Source organism: Salinicola sp. JS01 (genome assembly GCF_030284585.1).
Lineage (GTDB): Bacteria > Pseudomonadota > Gammaproteobacteria > Pseudomonadales > Halomonadaceae > Salinicola.
Map to the genome: position 1 here is coordinate 65,820 of NZ_CP127244.1, position 15,266 is coordinate 81,085.

Here is a 15,266-nt window from a genome sequence, read left to right on the forward strand (position 1 = left end):
AAGGCGAGGCAGTCTTAAGCGCTGCGCATCTCGACGGGTGGCGATGCTACACTGCCGCGGCGTGCGGCAGTCGTCCGCGGTCAGGTGACACGGGCGCGATGATCGATTCAGAGGCAGCGGGAGGCAGGATGGCGACGACGATACAGCGCGACGGTCTGCGACGCATGGCGATCGCCTCACAGGCGGTAGGCTTCGTCGCGATCATCGCCCTCGAGACCTGGCTCGGCGATGCGGCGCGCCCGTGGCAGGGGCTGACCCTGGTGCTGATGCTGCTGGCCGCCGGTTGGCTGGCGCTAGCGCGGCGCTATCGGCGCAACCGCGAGCGGCGCCGGCGCGATGCCGCCCGCGACGACGTCTGAGGGCGCTTGATGTCGTTTGATGTCGTATTACGGAAGCGCGCTTTCCGGGCGTGCGCCCGATAGAGAACGACGGCGAGCGCTCGCGCACCCGTCGTCGTCCGATACTGGGCCGGCGCTAGCGCCTCACATCGGCGGCACGGTGCCATCGATACCCACGATCACCACCTTGGCCGGGATCGGGTCCTGGTTCATGTCACCGGCGACGAACACCGCCGCGCCGTTTTTCAGATCGTCCATCTGCCCTTTGCGCACCTTGACCACCGGCACGTCGCTGGGTACCTGGATCTGCTTGCTACCGTTGCCGTAGTCCACCGTCAGAGTCAGGGTGCCATCCTGGGCCTGGGAGCTGTCGACCGTGCCGTTGGTCATGGTCGAGCCGCTGGCGGCGCCGCCGAGCTTCTCGCCGGCGCCCATCGCTTGGCCGCTGGTGCTGGAGACGGTGCCATTGGTCATGGTCGAGCCGCTGCTGGCGCCGCCCAGTTTTTCACTGCCCGCCTTGGCGTCGGCCGAGCTCTCCGACATGGCCCCGCGCGGAGTATCCCAGGGGTAGTCGCCCTCGCCGGTGCCACGCATCGAGTCGGGAAAGACCACCACCTCCAGCGCCTGTGACGGCTTGCCGTCGGCGCCGGGCACGTTGGCGGTGCCGATGAAGGTGCCCTCTTCGATCTGATCGAGGCTGCTGCGGTCGACCGCGGCGAGGCGTGTGGCGTCGTCGAAGGTGACCTTATGGACCTTGCCGTCCGGGTGCGACTCGACGCTGAAGGCGTGATCGCCGACCTCGGTGATGGTACCGCGCAGATGCTGGGACGCATCACCGTTCTGGGCCGCCAGGGCGGTGGCGGCGACACAGCCGAGTGCCAGCCCGGCGAGGGTGCGACGCAGGGCAGTGAGGGTGGAGCGGGGGATAGCCATGAACGAATCCTTCCGTATCGAGGTTGAGTGTGCTCGCGCCATGGCCAGTATCGATGTGTCATGGTGTGTATCGATGCGTCACGGCGTGGATCTGAGAGGATGTTTACAAAATGTCTGCGCTCGACAATACGGCGTTGAAATCGACCTCAAAATGCTCATTTACCCCGTGTAAACTCCGCTTCTTCGGCCGATTTCGCCTTGTCTTGCCTTCGCTCGCCTAATTGGTAAACACCCTCTGAGTGCAGCTCATGGCGCCGGATTGTCAAGTCGGCGACCGCTGGCGCGCCCGCGCATTGCCGGGCGGCGCGCTTCATCGCCCGGGTTCAGATACCGGCGTACCAGGTGTAGCCGCGGTCCTCCCAGTAGCCGCCCTTGCCGCCGCCGAGGTCGTCGAAGTCGGTGACCAGCGTGATGCCCGAGAGATACTTGGCCATCTTGTAACCCAGCTGGCGCTCGGCGCGCAGGCGCAGTGGCGCGCCGTTGGCGGTGGGTAGCGGGGCGCCGTTGAGCGAGTGGGCAAGAATCGTCTGCGGGTGGCGCGCCTCCACCAGGTCGAGGCTCTCGTAGTAGAAGTCCTTGCCATTCAACTGATCCATGCAGTGGAACACCACGTAGCGCGCCTGTGGCTTGACCCCGGCGCGTGCCAGCAGGTCCCCGAGCACCGGCCCCGTCCACTGGCCGATCGCGCTCCAGCCCTCGACGCAGTCGTGGCGCGTGATCTGGGTGCGCGCCGGAAGCGCACGGATCTCGTCGAGCGACAGTGACAGCGGTGTCTCCACCAGGCCATCCAGGGTCAGCCGCCAGTCGGCGAAGCCGTTGGCCGCCAGCTCCCGGTAGCGCGCTGCCTGCGGGTCGGTGGAGCCGTTGGGGCGGAACACCGGGTCGATCATCGATGCCGGGTACTCCGGCGCCAGCCCGCGCTCGCCGGCGAGGAAGCGCTGCACGCGCAGGTTGAGGCGCTGGGCCAGATTCAGGGTGTCGGCGACCTGCTCGCTCTGCGACAGACGATCGCAGCCGGTAAGACCGAGCGCGGCGGCACCCAGCGCCGAGCGCTGGAGGAAGCGCCGCCGCGAGGCGTCGCGGCGGCCGGAATCACGACGCGTCATGCTGGTCTCTCCCGCTGTGGCTGGATGGCGTGGTGGACGTGGTGGTCGTCGCAGCGGGCTTCTCGGTGACCCGCGGCCCGCCGGTGAGCATCCCCTTGAGCTGACGCCACGGGCCACTCAGCAGCACCATGGCGATATGCACCAGGAAGAACAGCACCAGCGCGGCGGCGACGATGAAGTGGATCGAGCGTGCGCTCTGGCGCCCGCCGAACAGCTCCAATAGCCAGGGCGCGGCGGCGTTGAAGGTGGGTGACATGCACAGGCCGGTGACGATCATCAGCGGCAGCGCCACCAGCAGTACGCCCAGGTAGCTGAGCTTCTGCAGACCGTTGTAGCCGCCGCGGGGGCCGTGGAAGCGCAAGCGCAGGTGGTCCAGCAGGTCGCGGCCCAGCCCGCGCCACTGGGCGCCGGAGAGCCACAGATCTCGTCGCAGATGGCCGCTGAGCAGGGCGTAGAGCACGAACAGCGCCCCCGCGCCTGCGAACAGCCAGGCGAAGAAGAAGTGCCACAGCCGGCCCATGCTGAGGTACTGATAGCTGGGCAGGGTGCTCCAGGCGGGGAAGCCGCGCACCTGTTCCTGGCCGTTGGCCGCGGAATAGCCGAGTACCCCGGTGGTATCGAAGACCCAGGGGCCGAGGGCGGTCTGGCCGCGAATGTCACCGTCCGGGGCGCGGATGGCGTAGAGCTCCAGCCAGGGATCGTCGAAGTCGGAAGCGCTGCCCCAGTAGAGCGCGGGATGGGCGTTGAAGATCTGCAGGCCGCTCATCAACATCACCACCAGGCACCCTAGATTGACCCAGTGCCAGAGCCTGACCGGTAACGGATGGCGCCGGCGGCCGCGGGTTGCCGAAGCCGGGGGCGAGAGCGTATTGGGCATGCGCGATCTCCTTCGAAGGCTCGCCTTGGGGCGTGCTGGCCCTGGCTCATGCCTTGGGCTGGGGCGATTCTCCTCAGCATGGCACAGGATGCGCGTTCTGCCCGTGGTGGTTGAGTGCACGACCGCGGCGTGCAGTGGGGGCTCAGGGGGACTCGAGCACCGGTGAGCACTGCTCCAGCGTCTTGGCCAAGGCCGGCGGGCGGTTGTCGCCATCGGCGCCGGGATCATGGGCGCGTTTCATGCGGCGCACTTCGGCGGCGCTGAAGCGCGCCTGCAGTGCGGTGGTCACGCACTCGCAGTAGCGCGCCACCTTGGGGCCTTCGATGCCGGTGGCGGTGAGGTTGGCACGACACTGTCCCTGGGCGTTGGCGACCTCTTGATTCGACCACGGGGGCGGTGCGGGGGGATCGTTGGCGCGGGCGCCGCCGGCCAGCAGCAGCAGACCGAAACCGAGCGCAGCGAGACAGGTATAACGTGGCATGGCGGGTCTCCTGGCGAAGGCGGGGCGGGCAGCGCGAGATGAGCGCGCGGCGCTCTGTCACTGTAGCGTTACCTGAAAGCCCTGCCCATTGGCCTTTTGCCTGCCCGGCAGCAGCCCGACAAGCAAAATGCCCGCTTCGGCGAGGCCGAAGCGGGCATTTTTCAATACGATGGTCGGAGTGACAGGATTCGAACCTACGACCTCTGCCTCCCGAAGGCAGCGCTCTACCAAGCTGAGCTACACTCCGACTTTTGCGCCGAGCCAAACTCGACGGAGCTGAATTATACGCATCCCTGAGGCGCGCGCAACCCCTTCTTTTGCAACTCTCTCTTGGAAGACCGCGGCGTTCACCGCTAGCGCTTCCTGCGCCCCTCGGGGCGCCTCGAACGGGTGCCAACGTCCGCCGCAGCGGCGGGTCACGCTCCCTCGAAGCGGGCGCGTCACACCTGGCGTTCGACGGCGATGCGGGTCAGCGTCTCCATGCTCTCGCGGTAGGGGCTGGGCGCGAGCAGCGCGAGCTGGTCGCGGGCCTTGGCGGCCATCTCTTCGGCACGGCGCTGGGTGTATTCGAGCGCGCCGGTCTCGCGCACGATCGCCAACACCTCGTCGAGCCGCTCGAGGCCGCCATCGGTGATCGCCTGACGAATCAGTGCCGCCTGTGCCGGGGTGCCCTGGCGCATGGCGTGGATCAGCGGCAGCGTCGGCTTGCCCTCGGCGAGGTCGTCGCCGACGTTCTTGCCCATGGTCTCGGCATCACCCTGGTAGTCGAGCAGATCGTCGATCAGTTGAAAAGCCAGCCCGAGATAGCGGCCGTAGAGCTTGAGCGCGCGCTCGGCGTCGGGGTCCGCCTCGGCCAGGATCGCGCCGCTGTGGGAGGCCGCCTCGAACAGCATGGCGGTCTTGCCCTGAATGGTATCGAAGTAGTCCGACTCCTCGATATCGGCATTGCCGATATTGGTGAGCTGCTGGACTTCGCCCTCGGCGATCACGCAGGTCGCCCCGGAGAGCACCTGCATGATGCGCATCGAACCGACTTCCACCATCATCTGGAACGAGCGCGAATAGAGGAAGTCGCCGACCAGCACCGAAGGCGCGTTGCCCCAGGTCTCGTTGGCGGTGGCTTTGCCGCGCCGCCGGCTCGACTCATCGACGACGTCGTCATGCAGCAGGGTCGAGGTGTGCATGAACTCGATCAGCGTGGCCAGGGTGATGTGGCGGTCGCCGCGGTAGTCGAGGGCGCGTGCCGCGAGCAGCACCAGCAGCGGGCGCAGGCGTTTGCCACCGCTCTCGATGATGTACTGGCCGATGGTTTCGACCAGTGGGATGCGCGACGCCAGCTGGCTGAGGATCGTGCGGTTGACGGCGGCGAAGTCCTCAGCCACCGCCGCATGAATGGATGCAGCGTTGGATTGCATGATCGGCTTGTCACAGGGGGATTCGGGTGGGCCGCTCGAAGCCCCGGGGCCGAGAGGCGACGTGAGCGGCTATGCTAGGTGGCGCCCCGAAGTGCGTCAAGCCGCGCCCGGGCGGGTGCTTGCTCCGGGCACGGGCAATCGCTATAATCCGCGACCCGACTCGTCACGCTCCCTGTTAGATGGTTGCCGGAAGGGGCACCACTCGACGCAGGTCTCGAAGAGCACACGGCATGGTTCAGGCGCGCGTCCGCGATGAGCCGCTGGTGAAGACCCGGCCAGTGAAGACCCAGCCAGTGAAGACATGGCGACACGACTGTCTTCGACGAGTCGACGCACTTGGCCCAACGGTTGGGGCCAGACCGAAGTTTGTAGCCCGACTGCGCTCATAGCCCGATGCGGGCCCGGAGAGATTCCATGTACGCTGTAATCAAGAGTGGCGGTAAGCAATACCGTGTCCAGGAAGGCCAGACGCTGAAGCTCGAGAAGCTCGAGATCGCAACTGGCGAGACCCTGGAGTTCGACCAGGTTCTGCTGGTCGCCGACGGCGACGACGTCAAGGTCGGCGCGCCGCTGGTCGAGGGTGCCAAGGTGGCCGCGGAGATCGTCTCCCACGGCCGCGGTGAGAAGGTTCACATCATCAAGTTCCGTCGCCGCAAGCACCACATGAAGCGTCAGGGCCACCGTCAGTGGTTCACTGAAGTCAAGATCACCGGAATCTCCGCCTAAGCGGATCGTTCCCCCAGAGAGAGGTATTCACCATGGCACATAAAAAGGCCGCTGGTAGTACGCGTAACGGTCGCGATTCAGAATCGAAACGCCTGGGCGTCAAGCTGTTCGGCGGGCAGAAAGCCACCCCCGGCAACATCATCGTGCGCCAGCGCGGCACCAAGTTCCACGCCGGTACCGGTGTGGGCATCGGTAAGGACCACACCCTGTTCGCGCTCACCGATGGTGTGATCAAGTTCGAACAGAAAGGCCCGAAGAACCGCAAGTTCGTGAGCGTAGTCTCCGCCTGAGACCTCACGAACGCTGCTGAAAAAGCCCCGCTCAGGCGGGGCTTTTTTGTATCCCCGCCTGCAATGGCGGCACCGGTCGTGTGGTCGATGGCGTCGAGGGTTCTCGGTATTGGCAGCGACACGGGTGTTCGTAGTGGCAAGGGCGTCCGGGACATAAGAGGCGGCAGGTCGTCGCCGGGAGAGAATCATGCAATTCGTCGACGAGACATCGATCACCGTCGAGGCTGGCAAGGGGGGCAACGGCTGCCTCAGTTTCCGGCGTGAGAAGTTCGTGCCCAAGGGTGGCCCCGACGGCGGCGATGGCGGTCACGGTGGCAGCGTCTACCTGATCGGCGACGAGTCGCTCAACACCCTGATCGACTTCAAGTTCCAGCGCTTCTACAAGGCGCAGAACGGCCAGCCCGGTCAGGGCCGCCAGATGAGCGGCAAGGCGGGCGAGGATCTGCACGTCAAGGTGCCGGTGGGGACCACGGTGATCGACGAGGATACCCTCGAGGTGATCGCCGATGTGACCGCCGAGGGGCAGGTGGTACTGGTCGCCCAGGGCGGCCGGCGCGGGCTTGGCAATATCCACTTCAAGTCCTCCACCAACCGCGCCCCGCGGCGCACCACGCCGGGCACCGATGGCGAGCGGCGCAAGCTGCGCCTGGAAATGAAGGTGATGGCCGACGTCGGCCTGCTGGGCATGCCCAATGCCGGCAAGTCGACCCTGATCCGCTCGGTCTCGGCGGCCAAGCCCAAGGTCGCCGACTACCCCTTCACCACCCTGGTGCCCAACCTGGGGGTGGTCAAGCTGGGGACCCACGAGCATTTCGTGATGGCCGACGTGCCGGGCCTGATCGAGGGCGCCTCGGACGGTGCCGGGCTGGGCCTGCGCTTTCTCAAGCACCTCACTCGCACGCGGCTGCTGCTGCACGTGGTGGATGCGGCGCCGTTCGACGAGTCCGATCCGGTAGCGGCGGTGACGGCGATCGCCGAGGAGCTCGAACGTTTCTCGCCGGCCCTGTCGGAGCTGCCGCGCTGGCTGGTGATCAACAAGCTCGATCTGCTGCCCGAGGCCGAGCGTGAGGCGCGCGTCGACGATATTCTCGCGCGACTGGCGTGGCAGGGGCCGGTCTACCGCATCGCGGCGATCGCCGGTGAAGGCACCGATGCGCTGGTGCAGGCGGCCCACCGCTGGCTCACCGAGCAGCGCCAGCTGGAGCACGAGGACGAAGCGGTCGCCGAGCGCGAACGCGAGATGCGCGCGCGTATGGAAGCGGAGTCGGTGGCGCGGGTCGAGGCGCACCAGGCGCGGCTGCGGGTCAAGCGCGGCGAAGTCGCGGCCGAGGACGACGACTTCGACGATGACGACTATGACGTCGAGGTCGAATACACCCGCTGAGCGGGCATGCGGCGCGTTGCCAACGAGAGTCGGAGGGCGAAGTGATGACGGCGGAGCGGGAACTGGGGCGAGCATCGTTGGCGACGGCGCGGCGGGTCGTGGTCAAGATCGGCAGCGCCCTGCTGACCAACGATGGGCGTGGCCTCGACGATGCCGCCATCGGTGGCTGGGTCGACCAGATGGCTACGCTGCACCAGCGTGGGGTCGAGGTGGTGCTGGTCTCTTCGGGCTCGATCGCCGAGGGCATGGTGCGGCTGGGCTGGCATACCCGCCCGAGCGCGGTGCACGAGCTGCAGGCCGCCGCCGCGGTGGGGCAGAGCGGGCTGTCGCAGTGCTACGAGAACCACTTCGCCCGCCACGGCCTGCGCAGCGCCCAGGTGCTGTTGACCCACGACGACCTCTCCAACCGCAAGCGCTATCTCAACGCGCGCTCGGCGCTGCGCACCCTGGTGGCGCTCGACGTGGTCCCTGTGATCAACGAGAACGACACCGTGGTCACCGACGAGATCCGCTTCGGTGACAACGACACCCTGGGGGCGCTGGTCGCCAATCTGCTCGAGGCCGATGCGCTCTTGATCCTGACCGACCAGGAAGGGCTCTACGATGCCGACCCGCGTCACGATCCGTCAGCCCGATTGATCGCCGAGGCCGAGGCCGACGACGCCGCGCTCGATGCGGTGGCTGGCGGTGGCGGCGTGCTGGGGCGCGGCGGCATGGCGACCAAGCTGCGTGCGGCGCGCCTGGCAGCACGCTCCGGCGCGGTGACCGCCATCGCCAGCGGGCGTCAGCCGCAGGTGCTGACCCGGCTGCTCGAGGGCGAAGCGCTGGGCACGCTGCTCAAGCCGCTGCATGCGCCGCTGGCGGCGCGCAAGCGCTGGCTCGCCGGGCAGCTGCAGGTGCGCGGCACGCTGACCCTCGATGCCGGGGCGGTCAAGGTGCTGCGCAGCCACGGCTCGAGCCTGTTGCCGGTGGGGGTGAAGCGGGTCGAGGGTCAGTTCCGGCGCGGTGACATGGTGGTCTGCGTCGACGAGCAGGGCACGCGGGTGGCCAAGGGCCTGGTCAACTACGCAAGCGACGACGCCCAGCGTCTGGTGGGTCAGCCGAGCCAGCGCATCGGCGAGATTCTGGGCTATGTCGAGGCCCCGGAGCTGATTCATCGCGACAATCTCGTGGTGCTGTGAGGCTGGTGTCGCGCAAAGTCGTTGTGATAGAATCCCGCATCCTCTCAGACATGGCCCGTGAAAGACTGTCGGAAACGACGGTCGGCTTCGCTTCTCACGAAGCGCAGCAGCAAGATTCGGCCGACTCATTCAGGATTGCCTGAAGCGGTTTCGAGGCTGTCCTGGGTGATCTACTTACAGAATTGACTGTCAACATCTCCAAGGAGTCGACGGTGGCGAATACCAAGCAAGCGCGCAAGCGCGCACGTCAGGCGGAAGACCGCCGCAAGCACAACGCCAGTCAGCGTTCCATGGTCCGCACTTACATCAAGCGCGTGATCAAGGCGATCCAGGCCGGCGACCAGGCCCAGGCCAACAGCGAGTTCAAGGCCGCTCAGCCGGTCATCGACCGCATCGCCGACAAGGACGCCTTCTCCAAGAAGAAGGCTGCGCGCATCAAGAGCCGCTTGAACAAGCGAATTAAGGCGCTGGCTGCCTGAGCCGGACGCGCTTGATGAAAAAACCGGCTTCGGCCGGTTTTTTTGTGACCGGCCATCCCTGGCGGTCACCCTGCGGGCCGTCGCGGTGGCTGGATAGGGTGAATATCACGGGCGCGAGCGCATGACGAGGCGGCATGAGTAAACAGACGCGCAAGCGTGAATCCGAGGCGCTGGCGGAAGCGGCGACCACCGGCACGGCGACGCCGGTCACCCGCGGTGGTCTGCTGCGCTCGGGGATGGTGGTGAGCGTGATGACGCTGCTCTCCCGGGTGCTGGGGCTGGTGCGCGACGTGGTGATCGCCACGCTGCTGGGGGCCGGTAGCGGGGCGGATGCGTTCTTCGTCGCCTTCAAGATCCCCAACTTCATGCGCCGGCTGTTCGCCGAGGGCGCCTTCAACCAGGCCTTCGTGCCGGTGCTCTCGGAGTACGCCACCCAGCGTACCCGGGCAGAGGTGCGCGAGCTGCTGGATGCGGTCTCCGGCAGCCTGAGCGTGGTGCTGGCGCTGATCACCGCCCTGGCGATCGCCGCCGCGCCCTGGCTGGTGTGGCTGTTCGCGCCGGGCTTCAAGGCCGACCCGGGCAAGCTCGCGCTCACCGCCGAGATGCTGCGGCTGACCTTCCCCTATCTGCTGCTGATCTCGCTGACCGCCTTCGCCGGTAGCGTGCTCAACACCTGGGAGCGCTTCGCGATCCCCGCCTTCACCCCGGTGCTGCTCAACCTGTGCCTGATCGGCGCCGCGCTGTGGTTGACGCCATGGATGAGCGACCCGGCGCTGGGGCTGGCCTGGGGGGTGCTGATCGCCGGCGCCGCGCAGCTGCTGTTCCAGCTGCCGTTCCTGTTCCGGCTGGGGCTGATGCCGCGGCCGCGACTGGGCTTTCGCCACCCCGGGGTCCGGCGCATCCTGCGGCTGATGACACCGGCGCTGTTCGGGGTCTCGGTGTCGCAGATCAACCTGCTGCTGGATACCGTGCTGGCCTCCTTCCTGGTCTCCGGCAGCGTCTCCTGGCTCTACTACTCCGACCGTCTGGTGGAGCTGCCGCTGGGGGTGTTCGGTATCGCCATCGCCACGGTGATCCTGCCGGCGCTCTCCAAGCGCCACGCCGAGCAGTCGCGCGAGCACTTCGCGCGCATGCTCGACTGGGCGCTGCGCATGGTGCTGCTGATCGGGTTGCCGGCGGCGCTGGCGCTGGTGCTGCTGGCCGAGCCGCTGCTGGTGAGCCTGTTCCACTACGGGGCGATGACCGACCACGACGTGGTGATGGCGGCGCGCAGCCTGCGCGCCTACGCCCTGGGGCTGCTCGCGTTCATGCTGATCAAGGTGCTCGCGCCGGGCTACTTTGCCCGCCAGGATACCAAGACCCCGGTCAAGATCGGGATCGTGGCGATGGTCGCCAACATGGTGATGAACCTGGCCCTGATCGTGCCGCTGGCGCATGCCGGGCTGGCGCTGGCCACGGCGCTGTCGGCGTTTCTCAACGCCGGGCTGCTGGGGCGTGGTCTGCACCGCCAGGGCGTGCTGCGCTTCCAGCCGGGCTGGGGGCGCTACGCGTTCCAGGTGGTCGGTGGCTGCACGCTGATGGCGCTCGGGCTATGGTGGCTGACCCCCGATTGGCACCAGTGGACCGCCTGGCATGCGCCGCGTCGCGTGGGCTGTCTGCTGGCCCTGGTGGGTGGCGGCGCGACGCTCTACTTCGTGTGGCTGGCGCTGACCGGCGTGCGCCTGAGACACTTCCGGCTGCGCGGCTGATGGGCCGGCGCGGGGCGGGTATAATGAAGCGCCAGGCGTCGGCGGCTGGCGCGCTGTCGCATACCGCCGCCGCGCGGCCCGCGTTGACACGGGAACGGACTCTATGGAACTGATTCGAGGCTTGCACAATCTGCCCGCCGGTGGCGCCACCCGCAGCGGGGCGCCGCGCGAGTGTGTCGCCACCATCGGCAACTTCGATGGCGTGCACCGCGGCCACCAGGCGATTCTCGAGCAGTTGAAGTCGCTGTCGCGCAGTGCCGGGCTGCCGGTCACGGTGGTGATCTTCGAGCCCCAGCCGCGGGAGTACTTCGCCGGTGACCAGGCGCCGCCGCGGCTGACCCGGCTGCGCGACAAGGTCGAGCTGCTGGCCGCCCACGGCGCCGATCGCATCCTCTGTCTGCCGTTCAACGACGCCCTGCGCAGCCTCACCGCGCGTCAGTTCATCGAACGCGTGCTGATCGATGGGCTGCGCGTGCGTCACCTGGTGGTGGGGGATGACTTCCGCTTCGGCTGCGACCGGGCCGGTGATTTCGCCCTGCTCGAAGCGGTCGGGCGCGAGCGCGGCTTTGCCGTCGAGCATACCCGCACCTTCACCCTCGACGACGAGCGCGTCTCGAGCACCCGCGTGCGCACCCTGTTGGCCAGCGGCAACTTCTGCCAGGCGGCGCGCATGCTGGGGCGTCCCTTTGCCTTTCAGGGGCGGGTGGTGCGTGACCGCCAGCTCGGCCGCACCATCGGCGTGCCCACCGCCAACATCCCGCTGACCCGGTGGCCGCTGGCGCTGCGCGGGGTGTTCGCCTGCGCCACCCGGCTGCCCGACGGCAGCTGGGCGCCGAGTGTGGCCAATATCGGCTGGCGGCCGACCGTCGGCGCGCATCAGCCGATGCTCGAGGTCCACGTGCTCGACCGCCAGCTCGATCTCTACGGCGAATCGCTCAGCGTGGTGCCCTGCGCGCGGCTACGCGGCGAGACCAAGTTCGCCGACTTCGACACGCTGGTGACGCAGATCCATCATGACCTGGATCAGGCGCGGCGCTATTTTCAGGCGCCCGATGCCGCGCCAGCTAGCGATCAGGCGCCCCAAACCGCGCCAGCTATCCAGGCGCCCGCCGCGCCGGATGCGCTGCAGACGGCGACGACGGAAAACCCGGGCGATAGGGTAAGCGTCAGCGGCGGTCTGGCCAGTCTGGCTCCGCCGCCGGCGCGCTTCCCACTGGCCTCGGCGCCGCTGCCCCATGAAACCGCGGCGGCCGATTCACCCCCGGGCCCGAGCCGCGATACGCGCACGGATGAGTGAACGCCTCGTCACCCGGCGGTACGACGACGATCTTGAGCGGTATAGACACAGCCTTGAGCGGTATGAAAACAGCCCGAGCGACACGCACACAGCCCTGAGCGAACCGAAAACACCATGAGCGACTACAAGCACACGCTGAATCTGCCCTCGACCGATTTCCCCATGCGCGGCAATCTGCCGGCCCGCGAGCCGGCCCGCATCGCGCAGTGGAACGATCTGCGCCTCTACGCCAAGCTGCGTGAGACGCGCCGCGGCCGCGAGCGCTTCGTTCTCCACGATGGCCCTCCCTACGCCAACGGCAGCATTCATATCGGTCATGCGGTCAACAAGCTGCTCAAGGATTTCATCGTCAGGTCGAAGAACCTGGCCGGTTTCGATGCCCCCTACGTGCCCGGCTGGGACTGCCACGGCCTGCCCATCGAGCACAAGGTCGAGACCACCCACGGCAAGCATCTGCCCGCCGACCAGGCCCGCGCGCTGTGCCGCGAGTATGCCGCGGCACAGGTCGAGGTGCAGAAAGAGGGCTTCGTGCGCCTGGGTGTCCAGGGCGACTGGGACCACCCCTACCTGACCATGAACTTCGCCAACGAGGCCGGCGAGATCCGGGCCCTGGCCGAGATGGTCAAGGGTGGCTATGTGTTCAAGGGGCTCAAGCCGGTCAACTGGTGCTTCGATTGCGGCTCGGCGCTGGCCGAGGCGGAGGTCGAGTATCAGGACAAGCAGTCCGATGCGATCGACGTCGCCTTCCCCTGCGCCCAGCCCGAGGCGCTGGCCGCGGCCTTCGGCCTCGACGCGCTGCCCAAGCCGGCCAGCGCGGTGATCTGGACCACCACCCCCTGGACCATCCCGGCCAACCAGGCGCTGAACGTGCACCCGGAGTTCACCTACGCCCTGGTCGATACCGGCGAACGCCTGCTGCTGCTGGCCGAGGAGCTGGTGGAGAGCTGTCTCGCGCGCTATGGGCTCGCGGGCGAGACGCTCGCCACCGCATCCGGGGCGAGCCTGGAACACATCGCTTTCGAGCATCCGCTGGCCGCGGTCGACGCAGGCTATGCGCGGCGCTCGCCGCTCTACCTGGCCGACTACGTCGAGCTCGGCGCGGGCACCGGCATCGTGCACTCGGCGCCGGCCTACGGCGAGGATGACTTCCACTCCTGCCGCCGCTACGGCATGAGCTTCGACGAGATCCTCAATCCGGTGCAGAGCAATGGCGTCTATGTCGACGATCTCGCGCTGTTCGGCGGGCAGATGATCTGGAAGGCCAATCCGCAGATCGTCGCCGCGCTGGAAGGTGCCGGAGTGCTGCTGGCACATGACCGGATCACCCATAGCTACATGCACTGCTGGCGCCACAAGACGCCGGTGATCTACCGCGCCACGGCGCAGTGGTTCGTCGGCATGGATCGCCAGGGGCCTGACGGCCGCACGCTGCGCGAAACGGCGCTGGCGGGCGTCGAGGCGACCGACTTCATCCCCGCCTGGGGCAAGGCGCGGCTACACAGCATGATCGCCAACCGCCCCGACTGGTGCATCTCGCGCCAGCGCAACTGGGGCGTGCCGATCCCGTTCTTCCTGCACAAGGCCAGCGGTGAGCTGCACCCGCGCACCGTCGAACTGATGGAGGCGGTGGCAAGCCGTGTCGAGGTCGAGGGGATCGATGCCTGGTTCAAGCTCGACCCCAGTGAGCTGCTGGGTGACGAGGCCGCCGACTACGACAAGGTCACCGATACGCTCGACGTGTGGTTCGACTCCGGTACCACCCACTGGCACGTGCTGCGCGGCTCGCACCCGCTCGGCCACGACTCACTTGGTCACGACATCGGGCCGCGGGCGGATCTCTATCTCGAAGGCTCGGACCAGCACCGCGGCTGGTTCCACTCGTCGCTGCTCACCGGCAGCGCCATCGACGGCCACGCCCCCTACAAGGCGCTGCTGACCCACGGCTTCACCGTCGACGAGAAGGGCCGCAAGATGTCCAAGTCGCTGGGCAACGTGGTCGCGCCGCAGCAGGTGATGGACAAGCTGGGCGCCGACATCCTGCGCCTGTGGGTCGCCTCCACCGACTACTCCGGCGAGATGGCGGTCTCCGACGAGATCCTCAAGCGCACCGCCGACGTCTACCGGCGTATCCGCAATACCTCACGCTTCCTGCTGGCCAACTTGAACGGCTTCGACCCGGCGGAACACGCGGTCGAAAGCGACGCCATGCTGGCGCTCGACCGCTGGGCGGTGGACCGCGCCGCGGTGCTGCAGGCGCGCATCGAGCGCGCCTATGCCGAGTACCGTTTCCGCGACGTCTACCAGCAGGTGCACGACTTCTGTGCGCGTGACATGGGCGGCTTCTATCTCGACATCATCAAGGATCGCCAGTACACCACCCAGCCCGACTCGCTGGCGCGCCGAAGCTGCCAGACCGCGCTCTACCATATCGTCGAGGCGCTGGCGCGCTGGATTGCGCCGATCCTCGCCTTCACCGCCGAGGAGATCTACGAGAACATCCCCGGCGCACGCGGCGAGAGCGTGCATCTGGAGACCTACTACGGTGGCCTGTTCACGCTGCCGGCGGACGCCGCCAATCTGCCGTCCGAGCAGGCGGGGATGGACCGCGACTTCTGGGAGCGGGTGATCCAGGTCAAGCAGGCGGTCAACAAGCAGCTCGAAGCGGCGCGCAACGAGGGCGTGATCAAGGGCGCTCTGGACAGCGAGGTGACGCTCTACGTCGATGACGCGCTACATGCGCTGCTGTCGCGCTTCGAGGACGAGCTGCGTTTCGTGCTGATCACCTCCGAGGCGACCCTGGCGCCGCTGGCCGAAGGTGGCGATGCCCAGCCGACCGAGCTCGACGGGCTCAAGCTGGCGGTGCGTCTGAGCCCTTACGACAAGGACGAGCGCAGCTGGGAGCGGCGTGCCGACGTGGGCGCCGATCCTGCGCACCCGACGCTCTCGGCACGCTCCATCGCCAACCTGCCGGGTGGCCCGGGTGAGGTACGCCGTTTTGCCTGACGTCAACG

Annotated in this window: 14 protein-coding genes and 1 tRNA gene; 9 read left to right on the forward strand and 6 right to left on the reverse strand. The window is 67.6% G+C overall.

The features are described 5' to 3' along the window. Positions 1-128: 128 nt before the first annotated feature. On the forward strand, positions 129-359 hold the full coding sequence (locus QO259_RS00360; protein WP_285951366.1) for a hypothetical protein: 231 nt from the start codon (positions 129-131) through the stop codon (positions 357-359). A 123-nt stretch (positions 360-482) separates the two neighbouring features. On the opposite strand, the gene QO259_RS00365 is transcribed toward QO259_RS00360, so the two are convergent. From QO259_RS00365 to ispB, 6 genes are all read right to left on the reverse strand, one after another. Next, the gene (locus tag QO259_RS00365) at positions 483-1,271 is read right to left on the reverse strand and encodes a hypothetical protein (protein ID WP_285951367.1); all 789 of its coding nucleotides are present in this window, start codon (positions 1,269-1,271) and stop codon (positions 483-485) included. A 323-nt stretch (positions 1,272-1,594) separates the two neighbouring features. Further along, positions 1,595-2,377, reverse strand: coding sequence for a molybdopterin-binding protein (locus QO259_RS00370; RefSeq protein WP_207037180.1), 783 nt, complete (start codon positions 2,375-2,377; stop codon positions 1,595-1,597). Continuing rightward, the gene (locus QO259_RS00375; RefSeq protein ID WP_285951368.1) at positions 2,364-3,254 is read right to left on the reverse strand and encodes a cytochrome b/b6 domain-containing protein; all 891 of its coding nucleotides are present in this window, start codon (positions 3,252-3,254) and stop codon (positions 2,364-2,366) included. The genes QO259_RS00370 and QO259_RS00375 overlap by 14 nt, the downstream gene beginning before the upstream one ends. A 142-nt stretch (positions 3,255-3,396) precedes the next feature. Beyond that, complete coding sequence (locus QO259_RS00380; RefSeq protein WP_285951369.1) at positions 3,397-3,735, reverse strand: hypothetical protein; 339 nt, start codon at positions 3,733-3,735, stop codon at positions 3,397-3,399. Positions 3,736-3,905: 170 nt separating this feature from the next. Further along, positions 3,906-3,982, reverse strand: a tRNA-Pro gene (locus tag QO259_RS00385). A gap of 193 nt (positions 3,983-4,175) precedes the next feature. After that, complete coding sequence (gene ispB / locus QO259_RS00390) at positions 4,176-5,150, reverse strand: octaprenyl diphosphate synthase (RefSeq protein WP_285951370.1); 975 nt, start codon at positions 5,148-5,150, stop codon at positions 4,176-4,178. A 414-nt stretch (positions 5,151-5,564) separates the two neighbouring features. On the opposite strand from ispB, the gene rplU reads away from it, so the two are divergent. The 8 genes from rplU to ileS all read left to right on the forward strand — a co-directional run bounded on the left by rplU (position 5,565) and on the right by ileS (position 15,258). Continuing rightward, positions 5,565-5,876 carry a 50S ribosomal protein L21 gene (rplU, locus tag QO259_RS00395; RefSeq protein ID WP_035470431.1) on the forward strand — a complete coding sequence of 104 codons (312 nt, stop codon included), beginning with the start codon at positions 5,565-5,567 and terminating at the stop codon, positions 5,874-5,876. A 32-nt stretch (positions 5,877-5,908) separates the two neighbouring features. After that, positions 5,909-6,166 carry a 50S ribosomal protein L27 gene (rpmA, locus tag QO259_RS00400; RefSeq protein ID WP_110674029.1) on the forward strand — a complete coding sequence of 86 codons (258 nt, stop codon included), beginning with the start codon at positions 5,909-5,911 and terminating at the stop codon, positions 6,164-6,166. 187 nt (positions 6,167-6,353) lie between these two features. Continuing rightward, positions 6,354-7,550, forward strand: coding sequence for an Obg family GTPase CgtA (gene cgtA / locus QO259_RS00405; protein ID WP_285951371.1), 1,197 nt, complete (start codon positions 6,354-6,356; stop codon positions 7,548-7,550). Positions 7,551-7,594: 44 nt separating this feature from the next. Next, entirely contained in the window at positions 7,595-8,731 is a 1,137-nt protein-coding gene (proB, locus tag QO259_RS00410; RefSeq protein WP_285951372.1) for a glutamate 5-kinase, read from the forward strand. Positions 8,732-8,943: 212 nt separating this feature from the next. Further along, positions 8,944-9,210, forward strand: a complete 267-nt coding sequence (gene rpsT, locus QO259_RS00415) for a 30S ribosomal protein S20 (protein WP_035470436.1) — start codon at positions 8,944-8,946, stop codon at positions 9,208-9,210. A 236-nt stretch (positions 9,211-9,446) separates the two neighbouring features. Further along, a complete protein-coding gene (gene murJ, locus QO259_RS00420) occupies positions 9,447-10,958 on the forward strand; it encodes a murein biosynthesis integral membrane protein MurJ (protein ID WP_233076907.1) in 1,512 nt (503 codons plus the stop codon). Positions 10,959-11,061: 103 nt separating this feature from the next. Beyond that, positions 11,062-12,255, forward strand: coding sequence for a bifunctional riboflavin kinase/FAD synthetase (gene ribF / locus QO259_RS00425; protein WP_285951373.1), 1,194 nt, complete (start codon positions 11,062-11,064; stop codon positions 12,253-12,255). A gap of 114 nt (positions 12,256-12,369) precedes the next feature. Then, a complete protein-coding gene (ileS, locus tag QO259_RS00430; protein ID WP_285951374.1) occupies positions 12,370-15,258 on the forward strand; it encodes an isoleucine--tRNA ligase in 2,889 nt (962 codons plus the stop codon). Positions 15,259-15,266: the final 8 nt, after the last annotated feature.

What these genes read in the sequence shown, in the direction of transcription:
- QO259_RS00360 (WP_285951366.1), top strand. Translation starts at nt 129, where the DNA reads ATGGCGACGACGATACAGCGCGACGGTCTGCGACGCATGGCGATCGCC.
- QO259_RS00365 (WP_285951367.1), bottom strand. Translation starts at nt 1,271, where the DNA reads ATGGCTATCCCCCGCTCCACCCTCACTGCCCTGCGTCGCACCCTCGCC.
- QO259_RS00370 (WP_207037180.1), bottom strand. Translation starts at nt 2,377, where the DNA reads ATGACGCGTCGTGATTCCGGCCGCCGCGACGCCTCGCGGCGGCGCTTC.
- QO259_RS00375 (WP_285951368.1), bottom strand. Translation starts at nt 3,254, where the DNA reads ATGCCCAATACGCTCTCGCCCCCGGCTTCGGCAACCCGCGGCCGCCGG.
- QO259_RS00380 (WP_285951369.1), bottom strand. Translation starts at nt 3,735, where the DNA reads ATGCCACGTTATACCTGTCTCGCTGCGCTCGGTTTCGGTCTGCTGCTG.
- ispB (WP_285951370.1), bottom strand. Translation starts at nt 5,150, where the DNA reads ATGCAATCCAACGCTGCATCCATTCATGCGGCGGTGGCTGAGGACTTC.
- rplU (WP_035470431.1), top strand. Translation starts at nt 5,565, where the DNA reads ATGTACGCTGTAATCAAGAGTGGCGGTAAGCAATACCGTGTCCAGGAA.
- rpmA (WP_110674029.1), top strand. Translation starts at nt 5,909, where the DNA reads ATGGCACATAAAAAGGCCGCTGGTAGTACGCGTAACGGTCGCGATTCA.
- cgtA (WP_285951371.1), top strand. Translation starts at nt 6,354, where the DNA reads ATGCAATTCGTCGACGAGACATCGATCACCGTCGAGGCTGGCAAGGGG.
- proB (WP_285951372.1), top strand. Translation starts at nt 7,595, where the DNA reads ATGACGGCGGAGCGGGAACTGGGGCGAGCATCGTTGGCGACGGCGCGG.
- murJ (WP_233076907.1), top strand. Translation starts at nt 9,447, where the DNA reads ATGGTGGTGAGCGTGATGACGCTGCTCTCCCGGGTGCTGGGGCTGGTG.
- ribF (WP_285951373.1), top strand. Translation starts at nt 11,062, where the DNA reads ATGGAACTGATTCGAGGCTTGCACAATCTGCCCGCCGGTGGCGCCACC.
- ileS (WP_285951374.1), top strand. Translation starts at nt 12,370, where the DNA reads ATGAGCGACTACAAGCACACGCTGAATCTGCCCTCGACCGATTTCCCC.